Raw genomic sequence first — 25,251 nt, 5'->3', positions numbered from 1 at the left:
ACCGTCTCCTCCTTCCAGTGACAATACTTTGTGGCCTAATCGGTTTGCCGGTTCAAGGCGCTGCTAGCGATGTTAGAAAGGGGCGGGAGGTCGCAGTGGCAGTGGATAACCGTGACCTTGGTTACGGCGACAGTGTTGCCGAATTGACGATGATTCTACGCAACAGGGCCGGAGATGAAACTCGACGTGAACTGCAGATCAGCTCACTTGAGAGTCACGAGGGTGGAGACAAATCGTTAATCCGCTTCAATTTTCCTGCCGATATCCGGGGCACGGCGCTTCTAACGCATCCGCAGTTAGAGGATACCGATAAGCAGTGGTTATATTTGCCTGCCTATTCCCGTATTAAGAGGATCTCATCTCGCAATAAGAGTGGTGCGTTCGTCGGTAGTGAGTTTTCGTTCGAGGACTTGTCTGATAAGGCGGTCGACGATTTCCGCTATACCTACGTGAGAGAGGAATCATGCGAAGATGGTGCCCTGGTTTGTGACGTAATTGACCGAGTGCCGGAAGACTCTCACTCTGCATATAGCCGGCAGCGGGTCTGGGTTGATCAGAGTGCTCGACGTATCTTCCGTATAGACTATTTCGACCGTAAGGAAACGCTGCTCAAGACTTTTTCCGCAAGGGATTTTCGCCTCTACGACGATCGTTATTGGAGGCCCATGGAGGTGGTTATGCATAATCAGCAGAGTGGAAACGTAACGATCTTAAGCTATAGCCGCATCGAGTTTGGTACCGGTCTCTCAGTTGCGAATTTCCATCGCAATACACTCCGGGATTAAGGGTATGGGGGTCTTGCGTTTAGCGTTTTGGGTGCAGCTGTGTCTAAGCCTTACCATTATGCCGGTCCTCGCAGAGGTCAAGGTTGACAAGTATTCTGTTGATATCGCGGCCACGGCTCGTATATTTGCAGAAGAGGAGTCGCTGGCCATTGATGATAGCTACCGCTTCGGACCGGGGCTTGAAATTGAAGCAAATGCTGAGGGGGATATTGGTGATACTGGCTATAAGTTGCGGTTGTTTGGTAGCTGGGATGAGCAGGATGGGGAGCGTCGTTATGCCGATATCCGCCAAGCCAGCCTTCACTGGCGCCGTGATCAGTTATCGCTGAATCTCGGTGTTAGTACTTTCTTTTGGGGCGTTTCTGAATCTCTGAATATAGTCAATGTACTTAATCAGGCTGACTTGCGCCAAGCTATCGACGGAAAGGAAAAGATGGGGCAGACCTTCGCATCTTTAGGTCTGCGTTTTGATAACGGCGAACTATCGATATTCTATCTGCCAACTTTTCGTGAGCGAGAATTTCCAGAGCGCCCGTCATTCGGACTACCGATTTCGGACCGGGCACTTTTTGAAAGCTCGAATAGAGGTGGAGATGTTGCTCTGCGAGGCCATTTTTACGCTGGTGATTTAGAAACAGGGATCGGTTACTTCAGAGGCACTAGGCGGGCGCCACTACTGGTAAGGCCTAGCCCTTCAGCGACGATGTTGACTCCCTTTTACATCGAAACCGAGAATTTTTTACTGGACACACTTTATCTCCTCGGCGACACGACCTTGAAGTTGGAAGCGAAAACTGGTCGCGAACTGGAGCAAGGTTTCTTTGCTGCAAACGTTGGCCTTGAGCACCCGATTTATTCGCTACCGGATAGTATGCAAGATCTGTCCTTGATCGCCGAATATCTAATCGACGATAGGGATGAGCAAGCTGAAACATTAGGTCAGAACGATCTCTTTGTCGGCCTTAGAGCTAGCTTCGGTGATACCGGTGACAGCGAATTTCGAGGAGTCATAAGTTATGACTTCGATAGTCATGGCAACTACCTCGACTTAGGCTTAGAACACCGTCTGAGTGATTATTTTAGAATCGAAACTCGGGCGTTTTTATTCCTCAATGTGGGCCGCAGTGATACTTGGCTGTATCCAGTACGGGATGAGGATTTTATCGAGTTTAAGTTGCATTATTCTTTTTGAGCGGACCCTATGAAGACCGGAGTTAACAGGGATGTAGGTCTTTGGATTGCTACCGTGAAGGAGTTTGAAACTCTAATTAAGCATGATCCGCAAACTGTCTTCACCACAGTTAGCGAGGCTGAGCAGAAAAGATATAGTGGGATTGTTAATCGAGCGGCGGGCCTACATTTTCTGCTTGGTCGTTACCTATTGCGTTATGTTTTATCCACTAAAAGTGGCGTAAGTATTTTGCCGGCAGATTGGGAAATTTTCCCTGATGAGCAAGGCAGGCCTAGAGTTTTAAACCAAAGTGTGGCCCCAATAAAATTTAGTATTTCTCATGCTAGTGGTGTGGTCGCGATTGCGCTTAGCTCTACCGTTGATCCAGGTATAGATCTGGAGCCCCTTGCTCGTGAACTAGGCTCAGGTCTAAATTTCAGGCATTTACTTAGTCCAGAGCAATATGACCAGGTAATGACTATCCCAAGCGCTGCTCATTGTGAATTGTTAACAAGGGTTTGGTGCATTAAAGAGTCTGTGTCCAAAGCGTGTGGTTTGGGGCTTCGACTGCCTTTTTCTACGATCGAGTTTGATCTTGTATCTTTGCTTAACTCGCAACCAGCCACGTGGCTTGAGTGTAAGGTAAGAGAAAGGGGGAGCTTTTGGTTTAACCTTTGCACGTTGGCGCAACGCTATTGGCTTTGTGTAGCGATGGAGTCGCCGGCGTTGTCGCCTTTGGGTCGATTGGAACCAAACCATTTTAACCTACTCAGCCGCAAGGCGTTTTAGAAACTAGACGTGGAGTTGGAAGTAGCTGCCGCACAAAATTAATTTTAGGTCCAGTTACGCTGCTTCAATGTCATTAATACAGGATGAGATGATGGACGTGCTTGAGTACATCAGGGAAAAGGAAAGGTTGCTTAGGGCTCGGATTAACAATTTGGACCTCAAAAGCACCCATGATAATCACCTGCATCAGTTGTCCTATTACATCAGTAACTTGCTTAAAAATTCCTGGACTTCGAAAGCTGGGCCGGTTGTTGATCCTGCTACCAATCGTGAATTACAAGTCATTAAGAACCCTAAGGCCATCGCTTTCTACCAAGACTGGCAAGCACGTATTGGTCAGCAGATATATATTGGGCGCTGGATTGTAGTTGACCAGTCGCGCATTGACAGTTTTGCCGAAGTAACTGGGGACCGCCAGTGGATTCATATTGATCCAGAACGAGCAAGGGCTGAATCGCCGTTTGGAGGCACAATTGCCCACGGCTTTTTGGTCCTATCGCTAATTCCCGAGCTCACCGATGCTGTCAATCCGGAAAAACCGCCTTACCCTGAAGCTAGAATGATTATAAACTGCGGCCTTGAACAGGTGCGTTTTCCTTATCCAGTTAAGACTGGCAATCGTATCCGAGCTCGTACGACTTTAAAGTCCCTGGTGCCATCGAAGCGTAGTGTGGAAATGATCAATCATATTGAGGTAGAGGTTGAAGGTTCAGGTCGCCTGGTTTGTGTTGCGGATAGTGTGCTGAAACTTTACTTCTGAATTCAAAATGCACGCGCACCCTCCCGGCACTTATAATTATCATAGGCAAACTGGGAGGAGAGTAATTCTCGATTGATCGCTCTTGCAAGAGCGCAGAATTAGCCATCTCTGGATAGAGATATGAACCTTGAGTATCTGTGATTATCGAAAGGTGTATTCCTGCTATCTGATAGGGAATTTCAGAGGCTATGGGGGCTGGGGTTTATTAATTTCCCTGGTTAAGTAGGGAAATACAGCTGGGGGCGGCGTTAGACGTGTCTTTACCACCTAGATAACTCTTCTATTTCTGACCTTTCTGACTGAGCGCTCCATTGCCGAGGATTAGTGGCTGCGTTGCTACAAATCTAGATGGATTCCATCAAAGATCGAGTGGTTCACTTGTAATGATGAGGTATGAGCGCTAGATGTGTAACCAACCAATAAGCAAATAAATAGAAAAAATTTTTTGGATAAAGATTTTTTTTGGTATGCTATATCTAATTTTTTCTTTTTTTAGGATAAAATTGTCGGTATGTATGTGTAATTTGAAGCAACTTACCTCTTCATTTATCTCACCTGTTTGATACCCCAAAGGTACAGTTAGGCTCTTGAAGTGATTAGTGTTCAAACTTTATTGTTCCAAAATAAAATTAGTGTTCAAACTTTATTGTGCGAGAACATGATATGGGAGATGTGATTCCTTTTAAAAGAAAAACTGCCTGGCAGAAGCATAAGGGGAGCACTCTTTGCCGGGAAGGTTTCCACAAGTGGAAAGTGGTCACCGAGCGTAAATTTGATGTGAAGCAGGGTAAACTCGTTACCGAATACTCTTGTGAGCGGTGTGGAAAAACCAAGACCAAGTTGCTCTAGTTTGGTTTGTCTGGAAAGGCGCTAACTCCTAGGCAGAGATATTTTGTGGTCAATTCCCAGTTCTTCATGGATATCCCGCGGTGCGGCTAGCCGCACCGCGGGATAAGCCAGGCAACTGCTCCTAGCCTATCTATTCTCCACTAAGAATTAATAACGATAGTAGCGACCGCGATAGCGATAGTAGTCTCTGCGCTTTCTGTCTCTATCATAAAGGTAGCCGGCACCCGCACCAATAACTGCACCTGCCGCGGTACCACCGGGGCGGCCACCACTGATCAGAGCGCCGGTTACGGCACCAACACCGATGCCGGTTCCTATGCGGCGGTCAGTATCACTCATATTGGCGCAGCCCTGGCCGCCAAGGCCCGCAGTCAACACTGCGGTGAGGCAGAGATATTTAATGGCTTTGATACGCATAGTCACCTCTTTCAGTGATGCTTAAGGTATAGAGATTCGGCAAAACTGACCGAATTATTTCGCAGCCAGTGTAGGGTGGGGGTGGGGCAGCAACAAATATCTAAGTTGTTAGCCGCTTATAGTACAAAATAAGGGATTTGAAGGATTTTCCGATGTTTGAAAAGCAGCAGTTGGTTGATATTGCACGAACCCCAATGCCGTTCGGTAAATATGCGGGCAGGCCGTTGATTGATCTCCCCGAGGAGTATCTGCTTTGGTTTGCCAAAGAGGGCTTTCCAGAGGGGAAATTGGGGCAGCTGATGGCCCTGACTTTGGAGATCAAGATCGAAGGCCTTGAGGGATTGATTACGCCGTTAAAATAACTCAGCTGTTCAGTTTATCTTTTCGTTGTATAAACCTCTCTCAACGTTGATTTTTTAGACTGCCAGGCATAGTGTTATGCCAAGGCGTTCACTTTGATCTTCTTTAATGTGAGCCTATTATATAAGTGCCTAGGTGAGCTTTGCGGAGCGAAGCGTTAACAAGAAGCGGTCCGTAATGGAGACTGGACTTACCCGGAAATAGGCCCACAGCGGGTGACCACTGGTTTGAAATGATTTCAGCGAGGTTAGAGCGGGAGTAGAGCCAGTCATGTTAAAGAGGGAGCGGTCGAAATGAATTCGGCCGCTAATTAATTGTGCTTTTCAAATCTTCTCTCCATATCTCCTATAATCTCCAATATTTCTCTTTGCCTTCTTATTTAAGATATTTTCCTGCTTATTTTTCACGAAATTGATATCTAGAGTATTGAAAACTCTTGAGGAGAAGAAGTTGATACTTATTGGGCTGGGAGCTTAGGAGGGCGCTAGAAAAAACCCCGACAAGTTAGTGCCGGGGTTCAGGTTATCTAAGCGATCTCAAGAGATGGATTAGAGTGGTATACGGATAACCACGCCACCCATGGTTTCGCCGAGTTCGAAATTATCGCGTGGGCTGTCGGCGTGGTCGTTGTGGCAGCTGACACAAGCTGGGGAAACGCCCACATCGGCGTAAACCGCGGTGAAGTATTCGGTATCACCCAGTGTCTCACGGCCGTAAAAATTTTCACCTGGGTTGTCGATGACATACTGCAGGCCTTGCTTTTCCATTTCGGTACGAGGCTTGTTTTGTTTGTTCACTGGCCACAGAGATAGCAGTGCATAACTGAAGCCAGAACCTTTTTCTGCAACTCGCTCAGCGCCCATGCGCATCATTTGTGCGGGCAGAGGGAGCAGTTTTTTATCCTGCCAATGCTCATCGGCATCTAAGACTTTTTCTTCATTTTGTAAACGGTTAACTACCTTGTTGGTGTAGTTTGCCCTATCTGCCTCAATAACGGCAAAGATGGCATCCGCCATTCGCTCAGGCGCTACTCCCTGGTTTTTTTCACAGCCAGTAAGTAGAGCCAGTCCGGCGATAAAACAAGCGGCAATACGCATAGTGTTCCCCTCCTATTGGGATTTGGTTTCATTTTTTTTGCTATTGGAAATTCTCGCAATGCGATCGCGAATTAAGTCAAACGTTTCGTGTTTGTCCGCGGGCTTATGCTTGAAATTCTGTGAGATCAGTTTTTTGTCTGCGAGAGCCGCCAGGGAAAACTCCGCCCCATGGCAGTTCAGGCAGACGGGTAACATTTTTTCATTGGGGCGGAGATTGTGATTCTGGTTGTGGTTAACTACGACTTGCTCACCGTGGGTTTCCCTTGGCAAGTGGCAGCTGGCGCAGCTGACGCCGTTATCTGAGTTTGCCTGCCAGGTGTCGAAGTGCGGTGACTCTTTGTAAGCCAAGCTGTGTTCATCGCTGTGACAACTGAGACAGGCTTCCACTGCGGCGAATTGTAAATCGACATCGTGCGGGCTGTGACAGCTGGTACAGCTCAACTCCCCAGAGGCGTCAGACTGCATGGGTATCCAGGCCTGGTTCGGCGTCATAGCGCCGACCTGCTGGACAAACTCTTGCGGTAGCTTGGAAGAAAGTCGCATACCGTGTTTTCCCTGCGTAAAGGATTCCCGCTGGTCGCTATGGCAGCTTGCGCACTGCTCTACCACTTCCGTACTAGTAAATTGCATCTGCCCATCGGCGTGGCAACTGCTGCAGTTCACCTCAGCCTGTGCGTGGGGGCTCTGTGCCCAGGCCGTAGCGATTTCTGCAGTTGCAGTTTCTTCATGGATATCTGCCTGCTGCAACTGTAATGGCTTGCTATTCGGGTGTTCCTGCAACCAGGACTGCATGGCGGTACGCGCTGGTAATTTTGCATCCTCAAGTAGATCCGGTTGCCCTACATGGGCGATTAGGAAATCCTCGTAGAGGGTGCCGTTATCGTGGTAGTTGTGGCAGCCGGCGCTGGCGCAGGTTTCAAATCCCATGCCTTGGTGGCTGCTGCGCTCTTCGGCAATTTCGCTGTGACAGTGAAAGCAGAAGTCTCCGGCCAGGCTGACGCCCATTTCGCGGGTAATTTGTTGCTTGTGTTCCGTATGGCAACTGATGCATTGGCGCGCATCCAGGGTTTCCAGCAATTGAGCATTGCGGGGGTCGAGGAATTTTTTGCGGGGATGGGAGTCATCGGCCAGTTCCAGTTCCTCCGCGTGGCAGTTCAGGCAAGACTGTTGAATAGATTCTTCACCGGCAAAACCATCGGTATGACAGGAGGTGCAAGCGAGCTCTATCTGGTGGTGGCCATGCGTGGGTTCACCGGTGATAAACAGGGACTTGTCATCTGCAGTCAGGTTATACGAAGCATAAGCGCCCACTACCAGGGTCAACAGCAGGCCGTAGTGCCAAAATTTAAATTGATAAGATTTCATTTAGAAGTAATAAACCGCAAGAATGTGATAGGCGAGGAGTACCGGCAGTGCCCAAAGCAAGGCGTAATGAACGTATGACCACCATTTGCGGTGTTCACGCAACCTGAGGTCGGTCCAGTGATGGTTGCGGGCCATAAAGACGCCGACAAGGGAACCGGTAGCGGTAACGCCAAGGAAGACGAGCATGAGTGCAAGATTGAGGTTTTGCCCCATGCGGAAGCCGGTGTGGACAGCAAGGGCAGCCACGGCAATCACTCCGGTGATACTGTGGGCATATCGCCAGTGATCCACATGTCCGTAGGAAAGTTTTTTCCAGCGTTTGCGCAGACTCAGCGCGGCAGTAAACAAGCACAGTGCGAGAATGGTGTAGCCGGTTACCTGTTTCCAGAAATTGTCATACCAGAGTTTTTCCCAAAACTGGCCGCTCTGCACAGAGTCGGATATCGGTGGGGGCGGCATTAGGAATGACAAAGTAATCAAGAGAAGGGAAATGATCGAAGTAATCAGTATGCCCTTGGCATGGCGCATGACCAGGTTGGGCACAGGCGCATCGAGTAGCTCGGCCATTAAGGGGCGACAGCTGCCGCAGACAGAACCTGCGGTGGTGGCCTGCTGCAGTTCGTTTAGTGTGCGTTTGCCCTCGGAAATCGCCTTGCACAACTCGCCTTTGCTGACGGAATTGCACTGGCACACCAGGTAGCTGTCGGGGAAACTCTTAATACTGTTTGAAGTCTGTTGGCCGAAAAGTCGGCCTTCGTCGGCAAACTGTTTCAGTGCTCGCGTACTGACTTTTTCCTCCTGCGCCACGGCTTGGCGCAGGCTGTTTGCCTCGTCCCAACTTCCGATATAAATAGCACCGAGAATGCGTCCATCTTTAACAAATAGTCTGCGATAGATACCCTTGAAGCGGTTGCGGAAAACATGGCTCTGCAAACCTTCCTGCTGCTGAAGGTTGTCTGAGGCAACATCTCCCATAATGGCACAGGGAATATGGGCGATCTTGAGTTGAATATCTGTATAGCTGCCGGAGTAGGGGCGCTCTAAAATCTCGCCGCCATGGTCGCGACGAATATGCGAGCAGCAACTTTCCGCCTGCTCGTAGCCGGGGCGAACCAGCTGATAAACCTTCTGGTCAAATTCGGCGCACTCCCCAATGGCGTAGACATCCGGGTCGGAAGTCTGCATCCATTCGTTGACAACTACCCCTCTGTCAATTTCGAGCCCAGCCTGTTGGGCGAGAGAGACTTCTGGCTGAATGCCAGTGCAGAGAACAATAGCATCGACACTGAGGTTCTCACTATCGGCGAACTGCAGGGTGGATTTTTCCCCTTGCCGCTCAATGGATTTCAGGTTTGAGCCAACTTTCAATTCCACACCAAGGGCGGCAAGGGAGGATTTCAAAAACTCCTCACCTTCTTCACCCAATAGGCCGCTCAGTAATTTGCCGCGAGATTGTAGCGTGACAGTATTTTTCGGTGTTTTTAGTGCGGTTGCCGCTTCCAGTCCCAGGGCGCCGGCGCCGATCACACATATATCGGCGTGTCGTTCCCGCAGGGCAATCAGGTCATTGGTGTTACGCAGGCTGCGAAACGGATAAACGCCGGGTAGATCCGCACCGGGGACTGCGGGAATCTTCGGGTTGGAACCAGTGGCCAGGATCAGCTTGGTATAGGGCTGAATATTGCCGGCAGCATCCGTTACCGTTTTTTTGACGCGATCGATAGAGAGGATTTTTCGATCGATATATTCTGCGAGCCGATGATCACTCTTGCCGAGAATGGGATTATCGAGTTCCTCACGCTCTACATGACGGGATAGGTACTGAGAAAGTTTTACCCGATTGTAGGGCGATTCTGTTTCGGCACCATAGATGACAACTTGCGCTTCGTCACAGAACTCAAGCAGTTTTTGTGCGCAGCGGACGCCGACTGGCCCAGTGCCTACAATCACATATATTGGATAGCCGCTGTCGCTGGTGCGGGCGCCATCTGGTGAACATTGACGAGCAGCTGAACTTTTTAGTTCAGTCATATTTCCCCCGAATCCCCCGGCTTTTAATACTGGCCTGTTTGTCATTCTTTTTTTTAAGCCACAAAGCTTTCAGAATTTTCTAGACCAATATTCCACCGTTGTAAGTTTTTTTAAATTCTAGTTTCCATATGTTTAAACAAAATTAAATAAACGTCTAGTCTTGAATAGAAATGGTGGTAGATAAGGGGGAGTTAAGGGAGGTCTGGCTGGAAAGTTTTGTTAAGCTGTTGTTATCGCTCGCTTTTTTTTGAGCGTTGTCGCTGCACAGTAGCGGTCGGCCCGTTTATGCGTGCTTTATTTTTTATATTGAGAAAACCTTTTTTATTAGGCAGCCTACTGTCAATACCTACTAGGTGGGTAAGTTTGATTAGCCATGGGGTGTAGGCTTCAAGGTGGCTAAAAAAATATGCGCCCCGTCCCTGTGGGTCGCAGATATTTTTACAGAGTGTTTGCCAGATAAGTTGTTACTCACTTATTGGTTTGTGCCCAATTCCTATAAAAGTCGAGTAACGAAATTGGTTCCTCTATTTAAAATAATTTCTTAGGATGGCTGGTAGAGAACGTAAAGTTCCTTTTCTTCCAGCGCGGTGCGGCGAGTCAATGCCTCACCTATTTTTTGGTAATCCATTTTGAAGTCGCGAACCATTTCTGGGGTGAAGGCTTCGTGGTTGTAGCGCTTACAGAATTGCACAACGGCATTGGCGATTTCATTCATATCTGTGCGGAAGTCTTTTACGACCTGCAGAGTGTGCGCATCACCGGCAAGAGCCTGCTCCAGGTAGACATAAAAGCGCACATTTTCCTTGATCAGGTGTGCCTGAAAGCCGGACTTGAATTGAGTCAGTAGCTGAGAGAGCTGGCGATAGTTTTGTTTTTCATAACCCTCAGACCACATGCGTTGGAAAATGCCAATCAGGGTCCGATGGTCATCTTCCAGCGCCTTGATCAGTGTTGGATCGTAAGAAATGGTTCGGCTGCCCTTGGCGCTGGCATAGTTGCTGCGAGTGTATTTTTCTTCCAGGTCGACGCTGTCGGAAGACTTGCTACCTCGGAACATACCGGAGATGAAGCTAAGCATATGCTGTGCCCTTGATAGTTTTAATTTTGTGAATTGTGCGAGTAAGGAAAACCGCGGGCAGGTGGCTGCTGTGGTATGGGAACTACAGTGCAAATTCACCCGGTCCGGGAGGCGCGGATTTTACATTGCATGACAGGGTTTTTACTGTATGGCGGGAGTTGCAACGGGATGATTATTTTAAAATTGTGATGCGTGTCACAACCGGATGCGGTGTTGATTGTTGCACTATCTTAAATTTGTTGGGTATTAACCTGGTTGTGGCTGTTTATTTCAGACAATAAAAAACCCGGCATTGCCGGGTTTTTTATTTTTGGCTCTATTAGCGCTGTTCCAGCGGAAGGTAATCGCGCTGGGTATAGCCGGTATAAAGCTGGCGTGGACGGCCAATTTTATGCGGGTTGGAAATCATCTCATTCCAATGTGCAATCCAGCCGGAGGTGCGGCCGGTGGCAAAGATCACGGTAAACATATCGGTGGGGATGCCGATCGCTTTCATGATAATGCCGGAATAGAAGTCGACGTTCGGGTAGAGTTTCTTCTCGACGAAGTAATCGTCTTCGAGCGCGATTTTTTCCAGGCGCTTGGCAATCTTCAGCAGCGGATCGTTCTCGGCACCCATAGCTCCCAGAACTTCGTCGCAAATGCCCTGCATTACGCGGGAGCGCGGGTCGAAATTCTTGTAAACGCGGTGTCCGAAACCCATCAGGCGGAAGGGGTCGTTTTTGTCTTTAGCGCGCTTCACAAACTCGTCGATGCGGCTCTCGTCGCCGATTTCCTGCAGCATGTTCAGTACCGCTTCGTTAGCACCGCCGTGTGCCGGTCCCCACAGGGCGGCAATACCGGAAGAGATGCAAGCGAAGGGGTTGGCGCCAGAGGAGCCGGCCAGACGCACGGTAGAGGTTGAAGCATTCTGCTCGTGGTCGGCGTGCAGCAGGAAGATGATATCCATTGCCTTGGCGACAATCGGATCGATCTTGCTGGGCTCGCAGGGGTTGCCGAACATCATGTGCAAGAAGTTCTCGGAGTAGCTGCGGCTATTGTCCGGATACATGAAGGGCTGGCCTTTGGAGTGCTTGTAGCACATGGCAGCCAAAGTCGGCATCTTGGCGATCAGGCGGTGTGCGGAGATCTCACGGTGCTCTGGGTTGGTGATATCCAGAGAGTCGTGGTAGAAGGAGGCGAGAGCGCCAACCACGCCGCACAGCATCGCCATCGGGTGAGCGTCGTAATGGAAACCTTTAAAGAAGTTCACCAGGGCTTCATGCACCATGGTGTGGGACATGATGGTGTCCACGTAATCTTTTTTCTGCTCGGCGTTGGGCAGTTCGCCGTTCATTAGCAGGTAGCAGGTCTCGAGATAGTCAGACTTCTCTGCCAGCTGCTCGATGGGGTAGCCGCGGTGCAGAAGTTGACCTTTGGCGCCATCGATAAAAGTGATCTTGGATTCACATGCGGCAGTGGATACGAAGCCCGGGTCGTAGGTGAATAAGCCTTTGCCGGTCAGGTTGCCGACATCGACAACATCGGGGCCGAGGGTGCCGGAGCGTACGGGCATTTCAATAGCACCGTCGATACCGTCGACCGTGAGTTGCGCTTTTTTATCGGACATTGCGGACTCCTAAAAAACTGTTCTTATGGCGGCCTTTTCCCAGTGTTTTCAGGTGCTGGCGGCCTTTTGAGCGGGGCCAAACTTAAGTGCCGCGCCGCAAATTGTCAAACCCAAAGGAGTGGACGACCAGTCTGCTAGCAACAGGATATCCGGCGACAGCGTTGACTGGTAGAGCTTTTGCCTGGTGGTGGACACAAAAATCTGTGGAAATCCCGTTGGCTCAAATCCTGTTCCTGCGAGGCCCGCTGAGCTGGCGTATTACAAGGCGTTCGTTGTGTTTTGACTATTGAATGCCTATAATCCGCGCGGCTTGCGCCATGGTACGGCTACTTTGTACAAGGCTTCATCAGGTCGAGTGCAAAGTGATCAGCAAGCAGCTCGTCCCTCCATTTGAAAAGCTAACGGGCGCCCGGTCGTTCAGGGCAACAAGGTGTTTTTCCTGTGAACAAAAACAGACCTGTCAATTTAGACATTTCCACTATAAAGCTTCCCGCTGCCGCTTTGGTTTCCATTTTGCACCGTGTATCTGGTGTAGTGCTCTTCGCCGTTGTGGCGCTGTTGCTCTGCATGCTCGATGCCAGCCTGGAATCCGAACAGGGCTTCGCCGATATGGCGGCGGCATTTAACAGTATTCCTGCCAAGCTCATTTTGTGGGCCTCCCTGGCAGCTCTTATTTACCATCTGTTGGCCGGTGTGCGTCACCTGTTTATGGATTTGGGTATGGGTGAGAGCTTCGAAGGTGGTCGCCGCAGCGCTATTGCCGTGCTGGTGGTGAGTGTAATCCTTATTCTTTTAGTGGGAGTATGGTTGTGGTAAGAACAGTAACTAGCTTCGGCCGTAGCGGTACTTTCGACTGGCTCTACCAGCGCGTCACCGCAGTGATACTGCTCGCTTACGTCCTCTTTATAGTGGGCTTTATCTTTTTCACCAAAGACTTTGGCTACCAGGCCTGGTCTGAGTTGTTCGCCCAGCGCTGGATGCGTGTATTCAGCTTGGTCGCCCTGCTGTCCACCGTGATTCACGCCTGGATTGGTCTCTGGTCCGTGGTTACCGATTACATCACCAATCGGGTGATGGGCGGTAAGGCCACTGTTCTGCGTCTGTTCGTGGAAGTGATCCTGGCTGCGATTGCCGTGCTTTACACGGTGTGGGGCATTGAAATTCTTTGGGGTGTATAAGCAATGGCGAACATGCGAACTATTTCTTTTGACGGGATTGTGATTGGCGGCGGCGGCGCGGGTATGCGCGCGGCCCTGCAGATGGCCCAGTCCGGCTACAAGACTGCGGTAATCACCAAAGTATTCCCAACCCGTTCTCACACGGTATCTGCCCAGGGTGGTATTACCTGTGCGATTGCCAGCTCCGACCCCAATGATGATTGGCGCTGGCACATGTATGACACCGTTAAAGGCTCCGACTATATCGGTGACCAGGAAGCGATCGAATACATGTGTTCCGTAGGCCCTGAGGCCGTATTTGAACTGGAGCACATGGGTCTGCCTTTCTCTCGTACTGAAGAGGGCCGTATTTACCAGCGTCCTTTCGGTGGTCAGTCCAAAGATTTTGGCCGCGGTGGCCAAGCTGCCCGTACTTGTGCTGCCGCCGACCGTACCGGCCACGCGCTGCTGCACACTCTTTACCAGAACAACGTTAAGCACCAAACCGAATTCCTAAATGAATGGTTTGCCATTGACCTGGTGAAGAACCAGGACGGTGCCGTGGTGGGTGTGATCGCCATGTGCATCGAAGATGGCGAAGTGGTCTTTATCAAGTCCAAGGCGACCGTATTCGCCACCGGTGGTGCCGGCCGTATCTTCGCCTCCACCACCAACGCACACATCAACACCGGTGACGGTGTGGGTATGGCCCTACGTGCAGGCATGCCTGTGCAGGACATTGAGATGTGGCAGTTCCACCCGACGGGTATTTATGGTGCCGGTGTACTCGTGACCGAAGGTTGTCGCGGTGAGGGTGGCTACCTGATCAATAAAGACGGCGAGCGTTTTATGGAGCGCTATGCGCCCAACGCCAAAGACCTCGCTTCCCGCGACGTTGTGGCCCGCTCTATGGTGCTCGAGCTCCTCGACGGCCGCGGTTGCGGCCCGGAAGGCGATCACGTATTCCTGAAGCTCGATCACCTGGGCGAAGAGCTGCTCAACAGCCGCCTGCCCGGTATCTGTGAACTGTCCAAGACCTTTGCACACGTCGACCCGGTTAAAGCACCGATTCCGGTTGTTCCCACCTGTCACTACATGATGGGCGGTATCCCGACCAACGTTCACGGCCAGGCCCTGACCCAGGACGCTGCCGGCAACGATCAGATCATCGACGGCTTCTACGCCTGTGGTGAGGTTGCCTGTGTATCCGTACACGGCGCCAACCGCCTGGGTGGTAATTCACTGCTGGATCTGGTGGTATTCGGCCGTGCTTCCGGTCTGTTTATCGAGAAGGCCTTGCGTGAAGGTATCGAACACCGCGAAGCTTCCGAGTCCGATCTGGAAGCGGCGATGGCGCGTCTGAACCGCCTGGAGAGCAATGAGACCGGCGAGAAGGCGGCAGATCTGCGCAAAGAACTGCAGGGCGTGATGCAGAATCACTTCGGCGTATTCCGCCGCGGCGACTACATGGCAGAAGGTGTGAAGAAGCTGGCCGACCTGCGCGAGCGTATCGAGAACGTACGCTTAGACGACAGAAGCCGCGCCTTTAACACCGCCCGTGTTGAAGCCCTGGAACTGCAAAACCTGCTGGAAGTTGCCGAGGCCACCGCGATTGCCGCGGAGACCCGCACTGAGAGCCGCGGCGCCCATGCCCGCGAAGACTTCCAGGAGCGCGATGATGAAAACTGGCTGTGTCATTCCATGTACTTCCCAGCTGAGAAGCGTGTGGGCAAGCGTGCGGTAAATTTCGCGCCGACCACCATGGAAGCCTTTGAACCGAAAGCTCGGACCTACTGATTCGGGAGCGGAATAGAGTATGTTGAAAGTAAGCATTTACCGTTACAACCCGGAAACCGACAAAGCGCCTTACATGCAGGACTACCAGCTCGACACCCAGGGCAAGGACCTGATGGTGTTGGACGTGTTGGAGTTGCTCAAGGCTCAGGATCCGACCCTGTCCTTCCGCCGCTCCTGCCGTGAAGGTGTGTGTGGTTCCGACGGTATGAACATTTCCGGCCGCAACGGTCTGGCGTGCACTACGCCACTGTCTGAAGCTGCCCCCAAGGGTAAACTGATTCTGCGTCCGCTGCCGGGCCTGCCGGTGATCCGCGACCTGGTTGTGGATATGGAACAGTTCTACGAGCAGTACAAGAAGATCGAGCCGTACCTGCAGAATGATACCCCGGCACCGGCGATTGAGCGCCTGCAATCCCCAGAGGATCGCGAGAAACTCGACGGCCTGTACGAGTGTATCCTGTGCGCCTGCTGCTCCACCGCTTGTCCCTCTTTCTGGTGGAACCCGGATAAGTTTATCGGCCCGGCCGGCCTGCTACAGGCTTACCGTTTCCTGGCGGACAGCCGCGACCTGGCCACTGATGAGCGTCTGTCCAACCTGGACGACCCCTTCAGTGTGTTCCGTTGCCATGGCATTCAAAACTGTGTCAACGTATGTCCGAAGGGTTTGAACCCGACCCGCGCTATTGGCCATATTCGCAATATGCTGCTGACACGCGCGGTATAGGGATTGTTGAAAGTCACGAGATGACTTTCATCAGGGCCCGCCTCGGGTGGGCCCGGTGCCAGGTAAGGCGCTGATCGAATGACATAAACCGGCTCCGGCCGGTATTAAATTAAAAAGGGGAGGTGGCTTTATGCGCCTCCCCTTTTGTGAGTGAAGGAAAGCGCAGTGGCCAGAGCGATGAGAGTCCACTGCAATCGAGGTAGGCATCAAAATGCACGAAAGTACCATGGAGCAGCTGTGGCGTAGCTCCCATATCTCCGGGGGCAATGCCGCCTATGTGGAGGAGCTTTACGAGACCTATCTGCACGACCCCAACGGTGTACCGGAGGAGTGGCGCAATTACTTCGACAGCCTCCCCCGCGTTGAAGGCAGCAGTGATGTCTCACACGCCGCAGTGCGCCAGCACTTCGAGCTGCTCAGCAAACACCGCGCGCGCCCGGTAGTGGCGCCGGGCTCCGGCTCCGTCAATATCGAACACGAGCGCAAGCAGATTAAAGTTCTGCAACTGATCGATTCCTATCGCCATCGCGGTCACAAAAAGGCCACCCTCGACCCGCTCGGCCTGATGGCCCGCGAACAGGTGCCCGACCTGCAGTTGAGCTACCACGGTCTGACTGAAGGCGACTTCGATACCACCTTCAATACCGGTAGCCTGTTCCTGGGCAAAGAAGAAGCCACCCTGCGCGAGATCGTAGAGGGTCTGGAGCGCACCTACTGCGGTAATCTGGGTGCGGAAATCATGCACCTCTCCAACCTGGAAGAGCAGCAGTGGTTCCAGCAGCGCCTGGAGCGCAGCCAGTCCAAGGCCAACTTCGGCACCGATATCCAGATTGAAATCCTGCAGCGCCTGTCTGCAGCAGAGGGCCTGGAGCGTCACCTGGATTCCAAATACCCGGGTACCAAGCGCTTTGGTGTCGAGGGTGGTGAGAGTCTGATCCCGATGATGGATGCTCTGATCCGCCGCTCCGGTACCTACGGGGTGAAGGAGATTGTAATCGGCATGGCCCACCGTGGCCGCCTCAATACCCTGGTGAATATTCTCGGCAAAAACCCATCGGACCTGTTTGAAGAGTTCGAGGGCAAGAAAACCCTGGATACCTCCGGTGACGTAAAATACCACCAAGGCTTCTCCTCCAACGTAATGACCCCCGGTGGTGAAGTGCACCTGGCGCTGGCCTTTAACCCGTCGCACCTGGAAATCAGTGCACCGGTAGTGGTCGGTTCCGTGCGCGCTCGCCAGGATCGCCGTAAAGATGCGACTGGTGAGAAGGTAATGCCGATCAACATCCACGGCGACGCGGCTTTTGCCGGCCAGGGTGTTGTGCAGGAAACCCTGCAGATGTCCCAGACCCGCGGTTACTACACCGGCGGTACTGTGCACATCGTACTAAACAACCAGGTGGGCTTTACCACCAGCAAGCGCGAAGACGCCCGCTCCACCGAGTACTCCACCGATCCGGCCAAAATGATCGATGCGCCGGTGCTGCACGTAAACGGCGACGACCCCGAAATGGTTGTACTGGCCGCACTGCTGGCGGTGGACTACCGCTACGAATTTAAGAAAGACATCGTTATCGACCTGGTGTGCTACCGTCGCCGTGGTCACAACGAAACCGATGACCCCTCTGGTACCCAGCCGCTGATGTACCAGACCATTCGCAAGCATAAAACCACCCGCACTCTCTACTCCGAGAAGCTGGTGAAAGATGGCATCCTCGATAAGGCTGCCGCGGACAAGCTGGCCAACGACTACCGTGACAAACTGGATGCGGGTGAAGACGTGGCTACCGGTTTGGTGAAACAGCCGGACTCCTCCATGTTTGTAGACTGGAGCCCCTACCTGGGCCACGACTGGCAGGTGTCTGCGGATACCGGCTATGCGCTGCCGAAGCTGCAGGATGTGGCTAACCGCATGACCGCTGTGCCCGATGGCGTAGTGATGCAGCGTCAGGTTTCCAAAATTTATGACGACCGCCGCAAGATGGCCGGTGGCGCCTTGCCGCTGAACTGGGGCATGGCGGAAACCCTGGCCTATGGCACCTTGCTGGAAGAGGGTTTTATGATCCGCTTCACCGGTGAGGATGTGGGTCGCGGAACCTTCTCCCACCGCCACGCGGTGATTCACAGCCAGAAAGATGGCCAGAGCTATGTGCCTTTGCAGCACATGTTCGAAGACCAGCCACCGTTCTATATCTACGACTCGCTGCTGTCTGAGGAGGCTGTACTGGCTTTCGAATACGGCTATGCGACCACCACGCCCAAGTCCCTGGTGGTTTGGGAGGCCCAGTTCGGCGACTTCGCCAACGGCGCCCAGGTGGTCATCGACCAGTTCATTACTTCCGGTGAGCACAAATGGGGTCGTATGTGTGGCCTGGTGATGCTGTTGCCGCACGGCTACGAAGGTCAGGGCCCGGAGCACTCCTCCGCGCGCCTCGAACGCTTTATGCAGCTATGTGCCGAGCACAATATCCAGGTATGTAACGCGACCACGCCGGCGCAGATTTTCCACCTGCTGCGCCGTCAGGCCATTCGCCCGATGCGCCGTCCGCTGGTTATTATGAGTCCGAAATGGATTCTGCGTCACAAGCTGGCGACTTCCAGCCTGGAAGAGCTGGCCGAAGGCCGCTTCCACAATGTGATCCAGGACCAGGGCGTGGACCCAGCCAAGGTTAAGCGCCTGATCCTGTGTTCCGGCAAGGTGTACTACCACCTGCTGGAAGCGCGTATGGAGCGCGAGCAGGAAGATGTGGCGTTCGTCCGTATCGAGCAACTGTACCCCTTCCCGGATGAGGAGTTTGTGGAAGCGGTGTCGGCATTTAAAAACATCAAGAGTGTCGCTTGGTGTCAGGAAGAGCCCATGAACCAGGGCGCCTGGTACTCCAGCCAGCATCACCTGCGTCGCCTGCTGTCGGAAACCCATCCGAAGCTGGATCTGGAATACGTGGGCCGTGCGCCATCGGCGGCACCTGCGGCGGGCTATATGTCCACGCACCTAGAAGAACAGAATAAGTTCATCAACGAGGCGCTGACCGTCAAGTAACGGGCGGCAGTAAATAAAGCAGAGTCAATCTCAGGAAACAGGAAAAATGACGATCGAGATTAAAGCGCCAACTTTCCCGGAATCCGTTCAGGACGGTACTGTCGCCACCTGGCACAAGAAACCCGGCGAAGCCGTGTCCCGCGATGAACTGATCGTGGATATCGAAACTGACAAAGTGGTACTGGAAGTGGTTGCGCCGGCAGACGGCGCTCTTTCCGAAATCATCAAGGACGAGGGCGATACCGTTCTCTCCAATGAGGTGATCGCCAAGTTTGAAGAGGGCGCCGGTGCCGCTGCCGCCCCGGCGGAAGAAAAAGCCGAAGCGCCTGCCGCTGAAGCTGCAGCGCCCGCTGCCGGTGACAAAATTGCCATGCCGTCTGCCAAGAAAATGGCGGCGGAAAAAGGCGTTGACCTAGCCGGTGTTGAAGGCACAGGCAAGGGCGGCCGCGTTCTCAAAGAAGACGTGATGAAAGCCGGTACTGCACCCGCAGCTACCGCGCCTGCCGCTGTTGCCGAAGTGGCAGTGGCTCCGGGTGAGCGCGTAGAGAAGCGTGTACCGATGACCCGCATGCGCAAGCGTATCGCTGAGCGCCTGCTGGATGCCTCCCAGTCCACCGCCATGCTCACCACCTTTAACGAGGTGAACATGAAGCCGGTGATGGACCTGCGCAAGAACTACAAAGACCTGTTCGAAAAGACCCACAACGGCACTCGCCTGGGCTTTATGGGCTTCTTTGTAAAGGCCGCGGTAGAAGCACTGAAGCGCTACCCAGCGGTGAACGCGTCTATCGATGGTAACGATATCGTTTACCACGGCTACCAGGACATCGGTGTAGCGGTTTCCTCGCCGAAAGGCCTGGTTGTGCCGATTCTGCGCAATGCCGAGAACATGGGGCTGGCGGATATGGAAAACAATATCCGGGACCTGGGCGTGCGCGCCCGCGATGGCAAGCTGTCTATCGAAGAGATGACTGGCGGTACCTTCACCATCACCAACGGTGGTGTCTTCGGTTCCCTGCTGTCCACCCCGATCCTGAACCCACCGCAAACCGCAATCCTGGGTATGCACAAGATTCAGGAGCGCCCGATGGCGGTAGATGGCAAGGTGGAAATCCTGCCGATGATGTACCTGGCGCTGTCCTATGACCACCGTCTGATCGACGGTAAAGAAGCGGTTGGCTTCCTGGTAGCGATCAAGGAAATGATCGAAGACCCAGCGCGCATCCTGCTCGAAGTTTAAGAAATAAGTCCAGGGGCCTGCGGGCCCCCTCGATCACACTGCATTAGAAATATCTGGAACTGATCATGTCGGAAAAATTTGACGTAATCGTAATTGGCTCTGGTCCTGGTGGTTATGTCGCTGCCATCCGTGCCGCTCAGCTGGGCCTGAAAACCGCTTGTATTGAAAAGTGGAAAAACAAGGAAGGCAAATACGTAAATGGCGGTACCTGCCTGAACGTAGGTTGTATTCCCTCTAAGGCTCTGCTGGACAGCTCCTGGAAGTACCACGAGGCCAAAGACGCGCTCGACGTGCACGGCATTGAAGTCGGCAAGGTCAAGATGGATGTGAGCAAGATGATCGAGCGCAAGGGCGAGATCGTCAACAAACTGACCGGCGGTGTAGCCGGCCTGTTCACCGCCAACAAGGTGACCTCCATTTTCGGTACCGGCAGACTGCTGGCCAACAAGAAAGTGGAAGTGACTGACGACGAAGGCAATAGCACCGTTTACGAAGCCGAAAACGTGATCCTGGCCTCCGGTTCCGTACCGGTAAATATTCCGCCCGCTCCAGTAGATGACAAAATTATTGTCGATTCCACCGGTGCGTTGGAATTCACCAAAGTACCCAAGCGTCTGGGCGTGATCGGTGCCGGTGTTATCGGCCTGGAGCTGGGCTCCGTGTGGAACCGCCTGGGTTCCGAGGTTGTGGTTCTTGAAGCCCTGGACAAGTTCCTGTCGGTGATGGATCAGCAGGTCGCCAAAGAATCCCAAAAAATTCTCAAGAAGCAGGGCTTGGATATCCGCCTTTCCTGCCGTGTAACCGGCTCTGAAGTGAAGGGCGACGAAGTGGTCGTCACTTACCAGGACAAAGATGGTAAGGAGCACCAGGAAACCTTCGACAAATTGATCGTCTGTGTGGGCCGTCGTCCTTACACCGAAGGTCTGCTGTCCGAAGATGCCGGTGTGAAGATGGACGAACGTGGATTTATCTACGTCAACGACCTGTGCATGACTTCCGCACCGGGTGTATGGGCGGTCGGCGACGTAGTGCGCGGCCCGATGCTCGCACACAAGGCCTCTGAAGAAGGTGTTGTGGTTGCCGAGCGCATCGCCGGCCAGAAGCCGATGATGAACTACGATGTGATCCCCAACGTGATCTACACCCATCCGGAGATCGCTGCGGTTGGCCGCACCGAAGAGCAGGTAAAAGCCGACGGCGAGCCCTACAACGTAGGCAGCTTCCCGTTTGCGATCAACGGTCGCGCCATGGCTGCCAACGATACCCAGGGCTTTGTGAAAATCATCGCTCACGCGGAAACTGACCGCGTACTGGGCGCTCACATCGTTGGCCCATCTGCGGCTGACCTGGTTCAGCAGGTGGCGATCGCGATGGAATTCGGCTCCAGCGCCGAAGATATCGGTATGACCGTATTTGCGCACCCGACTCTGTCCGAGACCGTGAAGGAAGCGGCGCTGGGTGTAAACGGCCATGCGATCCACACCGTAAATCGCAAGAAGCGTAAGTAAGAAGTTTTTTCGATGTCGGGGCACTAATTATTCATTAATTAGCTGCCCCGGTTTCATTTGCAGAATTCAAAATTTGCAACGACGGAAATTTTGAATTCTGTGTCTCAGGTGCAGAGTGATCTGCAATTAATAAACACATTTCACATGTGAATTGGTATTGACTATGAACTTGCATGAGTATCAGGGCAAACAACTGTTTGCGGCATACGGATTGCCGGTTTCCAAAGGCATTGCAGCGGAAACCCCGGCAGCGGCAGTAGCAGCGGCTGACGAAATTGGCGGTGATAAGTGGGTAGTAAAAGCCCAGGTACACGCTGGTGGCCGCGGTAAGGCTGGCGGTGTAAAGCTGGTAGATTCCAAGGCAGAAATTGAAGAGTTTGCCAAAAAGTGGCTGGGCGAGCGCCTGGTAACTTATCAAACAGACGAAAATGGTCAGCCGGTTTCCCGTATCCTGGTTGAAAGCTGCACCGATATCGATCAAGAGCTGTACCTAGGTGCCGTTGTTGACCGCTCCACCCGTCGTATCGTTTTCATGGCCTCCACCGAAGGCGGCGTTGAGATCGAGAAAGTAGCGGAAGAGACTCCGGAAAAAATCCTCAAGGCCACCATCGACCCGCTGGTAGGCGCTCAGCCTTACCAAGCGCGCGAGCTGGCTTTCAAACTGGGCCTGAACCCGACCCAGGTTAAGCAGTTCACCAAGATCTTCCTCGGCCTGGCAAAAATGTTCGAGGAAAAAGATCTGGCTCTGCTGGAAATCAACCCGCTGGTAATCACCACCGAAGGCAACCTGCACTGTCTGGATGCCAAAGTAGTTATCGACAGCAACGCCCTGTACCGCCACGCAGACCTGCGCGAAATGCACGATCCTTCTCAGGATGACGCGCGTGAAGCGCACGCTGCCAAGTTCGATCTGAACTACGTAGCATTGGATGGCAACATCGGCTGCATGGTAAACGGCGCTGGTCTGGCCATGGGCACCATGGATATCGTCAACCTGCACGGCGGTAAGCCGGCTAACTTCCTGGACGTTGGTGGCGGCGCGACCAAAGAGCGTGTTGTTGAAGCGTTCAAGATCATCCTGTCTGACGAGAATGTTAAAGCCGTATTGATCAATATCTTCGGTGGTATCGTTCGCTGTGACATGATCGCCGAAGGCGTTGTGGGCGCAGTAAAAGAAGTGGGCGTTAAAGTACCGGTTGTTGTGCGTCTGGAAGGTAACAACGCAGACCTGGGCGCTAAAGTTCTGAGCGACAGCGGCCTGAACATTATCGCGGCTACCAGCCTGACCGATGCTGCTGAGCAAGTGGTTAAAGCTGCGGAGGGTAAATAATCATGTCAGTACTGATTAACAAAGACACCAAAGTCATCTGTCAGGGCTTCACCGGCTCCCAGGGTACTTTCCACTCCGAGCAAGCGATTGCTTACGGCACCAAGATGGTTGGTGGTGTAACTCCGGGTAAAGGCGGCCAGACTCACCTGGGCCTGCCGGTATTCAACACCGTGAAAGAAGCGGTAGAAGAAACCGGTGCAGAAGCTTCCGTAATCTACGTACCTGCGCCTTTCTGTAAGGATTCCATCCTGGAAGCGGCCAACGCTGGTATCAAATTGATCGTTTGTATCACCGAAGGTATCCCGACTCTGGATATGCTCGACGCTAAAGTGAAGTGCGACGAGCTGGGCGTACGCCTGATTGGCCCGAACTGCCCGGGTGTGATCACTCCCGGTGAGTGCAAGATCGGTATTATGCCGGGTCATATCCACAAGCCGGGTAAAGTGGGCATCGTTTCCCGTTCCGGTACCCTGACCTATGAAGCGGTTAAGCAAACTACCGACCACGGCTTCGGCCAGTCCACCTGTGTGGGCATCGGTGGCGACCCCATCCCGGGCTCCAACTTCATCGATATTCTGGAAATGTTCCAGAACGACCCGCAGACCGAAGCGATCGTGATGATCGGTGAGATCGGCGGTACTGCTGAAGAAGAAGCGGCGGCTTACATCAAGGAAAATGTTACCAAGCCGGTCGTTTCCTACATCGCTGGTGTAACTGCTCCTCCCGGCAAGCGTATGGGCCACGCTGGCGCGATCATCTCTGGTGGTAAAGGCACCGCTGACGAGAAATTCGCTGCTCTGGAAGACGCTGGTGTTAAAACCGTGCGCTCCCTGGCTCAGATCGGTGATGCGTTGAAGGAAGTAACTGGCTGGTAAGTTGTCACTAGCTAGTTAATTCTAGAAAAGGCTACCCTCTGGGTGGCCTTTTTTGTTTTGAAGGCTGTTTTTTATTTTTGCCCAGCCAGAGCTTGCCTTAAGTTGCCATTTAATTGCGCTTTTTTCTGTGTAGCTTATTTTTCTTCTTTCTTCTTTCTTCTTTCTTCTTTCTTCTCTCTTCTCTCTTCTCCCTTTCCCCGCTCAAACACGTGGCTTTTATTTTTCTCTATTTTGCTGGTTTTTTTTGGGCTGTTTCACCGATTTAAGGTGTGTTGTTGTAATTCATTTTTGGAAGCTAATATCGAATGATTTCTATTGCTATTTGAGAAGCTATCTCACTGTTTGTTGGTTGTTGGGGGCTTGAAAGGGTTGTTGAAGTTTTTCCTAGGTGTTTGGGAATTGTTAAGGTATAAATTTCATGCTGAGATTGAATTTGGATGTCGATTTTTTTCTGAGCTCGGTTATAAGCTAAATAAAATATTTAATGGCCCTCAAAATAATAACCTGATAATGATGGAGGTCTGCGGCATGGGATTGTCAATAGATAAAAATATTCGAAATGTTTCTTATAAATTGGTTTTTAGTGGTTTTTCTTTAGATAGAAATGAAGATGTTGGTGGTGTCTGGCCCAACGGAATAGTGAAATATTATATGCCGCGCAATTTGGATGCGGGCTATGTGACCGCTGTTAAAAAAGCAATGTCCCGTTGGGAGCTGTGTATATATCGGGCGTTTCGATTTGCGGCAATCAAGTTTATTCAGGTGGGGGCCGCTGGGCAGGGGGTAATTACTATTAGGGACAACGATAGTAGTGCGACTGTGGGATACACCAATAAAACAGACCAGTATTGCGGTGTGAACTGGAGGGGTAATAGAGCCGCTATTGCCTCGCTGCCACATGAAATTGGTCATACCCTGGGTTTGGCCCATGAGCATATGCGCTCGGATGCGCCTCTAGCAGTACAGAACACGCTGGACTCTTTGCAAGTACAAACCCGCACCCAGACCATGGCCCGCTTTATGACACACGGCTCCACATTCGATGCTCAATCTATCATGATGTATGACAATCAGGCGCAGGCCCTGGGTGTCAGGGAAAATACCAGGACCGGTGGTTGTAAAATCACTCCCAATCAGGTGAATAACGCCAGCTGGCATCCCAGCGCGGGTGATCTGGATATGCTTTCCTATTTGTATGATGGCAGGCGCCTGACACTGCCAAGATCTTTTGCAAGGCCAATCATGTAGAACAAGTTCAACGCGGTTAAG

22 protein-coding genes are annotated in these 25,251 nt (G+C 52.3%); 16 read left to right on the top strand and 6 right to left on the bottom strand.

Features of this window, described 5'->3' with window-relative positions:
* The first annotated feature begins 17 nt into the window (after nt 1-17).
* From ACJJID_RS11965 to ACJJID_RS11945, 5 genes are all read left to right on the top strand, one after another.
* The gene (locus ACJJID_RS11965; RefSeq protein WP_444919688.1) at nt 18-785 is read left to right on the top strand and encodes an outer membrane lipoprotein-sorting protein; all 768 of its coding nucleotides are present in this window, start codon (nt 18-20) and stop codon (nt 783-785) included.
* Nucleotides 786-789: 4 nt separating this feature from the next.
* Nucleotides 790-1,977: a hypothetical protein gene (locus tag ACJJID_RS11960; RefSeq protein WP_444919687.1), complete on the top strand. Its 1,188-nt coding sequence runs from the start codon at nt 790-792 to the stop codon at nt 1,975-1,977.
* Between the two features lie 9 nt (nt 1,978-1,986).
* Nucleotides 1,987-2,745: a 4'-phosphopantetheinyl transferase family protein gene (locus tag ACJJID_RS11955; RefSeq protein WP_444919686.1), complete on the top strand. Its 759-nt coding sequence runs from the start codon at nt 1,987-1,989 to the stop codon at nt 2,743-2,745.
* Between the two features lie 67 nt (nt 2,746-2,812).
* Entirely contained in the window at nt 2,813-3,505 is a 693-nt protein-coding gene (locus ACJJID_RS11950) for a MaoC family dehydratase (protein ID WP_282933835.1), read from the top strand.
* A 663-nt stretch (nt 3,506-4,168) separates the two neighbouring features.
* The gene (locus ACJJID_RS11945; protein ID WP_152454480.1) at nt 4,169-4,354 is read left to right on the top strand and encodes a hypothetical protein; all 186 of its coding nucleotides are present in this window, start codon (nt 4,169-4,171) and stop codon (nt 4,352-4,354) included.
* Between the two features lie 147 nt (nt 4,355-4,501).
* On the opposite strand, the gene ACJJID_RS11940 is transcribed toward ACJJID_RS11945, so the two are convergent.
* Nucleotides 4,502-4,771: a hypothetical protein gene (locus tag ACJJID_RS11940; RefSeq protein ID WP_444919685.1), complete on the bottom strand. Its 270-nt coding sequence runs from the start codon at nt 4,769-4,771 to the stop codon at nt 4,502-4,504.
* Between the two features lie 152 nt (nt 4,772-4,923).
* Here ACJJID_RS11940 and ACJJID_RS11935 point away from each other — a divergent pair, with 152 nt between their 5' ends.
* Entirely contained in the window at nt 4,924-5,133 is a 210-nt protein-coding gene (locus tag ACJJID_RS11935) for a DUF3820 family protein (RefSeq protein WP_152454478.1), read from the top strand.
* Nucleotides 5,134-5,679: 546 nt separating this feature from the next.
* On the opposite strand, the gene ACJJID_RS11930 is transcribed toward ACJJID_RS11935, so the two are convergent.
* The 5 genes from ACJJID_RS11930 to gltA form a co-directional block, all read right to left on the bottom strand.
* Nucleotides 5,680-6,228 (bottom strand): Tll0287-like domain-containing protein, encoded by a 549-nt coding sequence (locus ACJJID_RS11930; protein ID WP_444919684.1) that lies wholly within the window; start codon nt 6,226-6,228, stop codon nt 5,680-5,682.
* A 12-nt stretch (nt 6,229-6,240) separates the two neighbouring features.
* Nucleotides 6,241-7,593, bottom strand: coding sequence for a cytochrome c3 family protein (locus ACJJID_RS11925; protein ID WP_444919683.1), 1,353 nt, complete (start codon nt 7,591-7,593; stop codon nt 6,241-6,243).
* Nucleotides 7,594-9,624: an FAD-dependent oxidoreductase gene (locus ACJJID_RS11920; RefSeq protein ID WP_444919682.1), complete on the bottom strand. Its 2,031-nt coding sequence runs from the start codon at nt 9,622-9,624 to the stop codon at nt 7,594-7,596.
* A 541-nt stretch (nt 9,625-10,165) separates the two neighbouring features.
* Nucleotides 10,166-10,702 carry a hemerythrin domain-containing protein gene (locus tag ACJJID_RS11915; RefSeq protein WP_152454474.1) on the bottom strand — a complete coding sequence of 179 codons (537 nt, stop codon included), beginning with the start codon at nt 10,700-10,702 and terminating at the stop codon, nt 10,166-10,168.
* Between the two features lie 319 nt (nt 10,703-11,021).
* Nucleotides 11,022-12,311 (bottom strand): citrate synthase, encoded by a 1,290-nt coding sequence (gltA, locus tag ACJJID_RS11910; RefSeq protein ID WP_444919681.1) that lies wholly within the window; start codon nt 12,309-12,311, stop codon nt 11,022-11,024.
* A gap of 441 nt (nt 12,312-12,752) precedes the next feature.
* Between gltA and sdhC the strand changes: the two genes are divergently transcribed.
* The 10 genes from sdhC (at nt 12,753) to ACJJID_RS11860 (ending at nt 25,230) form a co-directional block, all read left to right on the top strand.
* The gene (gene sdhC / locus ACJJID_RS11905) at nt 12,753-13,127 is read left to right on the top strand and encodes a succinate dehydrogenase, cytochrome b556 subunit (protein WP_444919680.1); all 375 of its coding nucleotides are present in this window, start codon (nt 12,753-12,755) and stop codon (nt 13,125-13,127) included.
* Nucleotides 13,121-13,489: a succinate dehydrogenase, hydrophobic membrane anchor protein gene (gene sdhD, locus ACJJID_RS11900; protein ID WP_152454471.1), complete on the top strand. Its 369-nt coding sequence runs from the start codon at nt 13,121-13,123 to the stop codon at nt 13,487-13,489. Before sdhC ends, sdhD begins: the two co-directional genes overlap by 7 nt.
* A 3-nt stretch (nt 13,490-13,492) precedes the next feature.
* Nucleotides 13,493-15,265 carry a succinate dehydrogenase flavoprotein subunit gene (gene sdhA, locus ACJJID_RS11895; protein WP_444919679.1) on the top strand — a complete coding sequence of 591 codons (1,773 nt, stop codon included), beginning with the start codon at nt 13,493-13,495 and terminating at the stop codon, nt 15,263-15,265.
* A gap of 19 nt (nt 15,266-15,284) precedes the next feature.
* Complete coding sequence (locus ACJJID_RS11890; RefSeq protein WP_252082928.1) at nt 15,285-15,989, top strand: succinate dehydrogenase iron-sulfur subunit; 705 nt, start codon at nt 15,285-15,287, stop codon at nt 15,987-15,989.
* 211 nt (nt 15,990-16,200) lie between these two features.
* Nucleotides 16,201-19,029, top strand: a complete 2,829-nt coding sequence (locus ACJJID_RS11885; protein WP_444919678.1) for a 2-oxoglutarate dehydrogenase E1 component — start codon at nt 16,201-16,203, stop codon at nt 19,027-19,029.
* Between the two features lie 46 nt (nt 19,030-19,075).
* Nucleotides 19,076-20,269 carry a 2-oxoglutarate dehydrogenase complex dihydrolipoyllysine-residue succinyltransferase gene (gene odhB, locus ACJJID_RS11880; RefSeq protein WP_444919677.1) on the top strand — a complete coding sequence of 398 codons (1,194 nt, stop codon included), beginning with the start codon at nt 19,076-19,078 and terminating at the stop codon, nt 20,267-20,269.
* Between the two features lie 65 nt (nt 20,270-20,334).
* Entirely contained in the window at nt 20,335-21,777 is a 1,443-nt protein-coding gene (gene lpdA / locus ACJJID_RS11875; RefSeq protein WP_152454466.1) for a dihydrolipoyl dehydrogenase, read from the top strand.
* Nucleotides 21,778-21,940: 163 nt separating this feature from the next.
* Nucleotides 21,941-23,107 carry an ADP-forming succinate--CoA ligase subunit beta gene (gene sucC, locus ACJJID_RS11870; RefSeq protein WP_152454465.1) on the top strand — a complete coding sequence of 389 codons (1,167 nt, stop codon included), beginning with the start codon at nt 21,941-21,943 and terminating at the stop codon, nt 23,105-23,107.
* Between the two features lie 2 nt (nt 23,108-23,109).
* A complete protein-coding gene (sucD, locus tag ACJJID_RS11865; protein ID WP_152454464.1) occupies nt 23,110-23,982 on the top strand; it encodes a succinate--CoA ligase subunit alpha in 873 nt (290 codons plus the stop codon).
* 528 nt (nt 23,983-24,510) lie between these two features.
* Entirely contained in the window at nt 24,511-25,230 is a 720-nt protein-coding gene (locus ACJJID_RS11860; protein ID WP_444919676.1) for a M12 family metallopeptidase, read from the top strand.
* Nucleotides 25,231-25,251 lie beyond the last annotated feature (21 nt).

This window comes from Microbulbifer sp. CnH-101-G, assembly GCF_052466775.1.
This window is presented reverse-complemented; position numbering and strand designations above follow the sequence as displayed.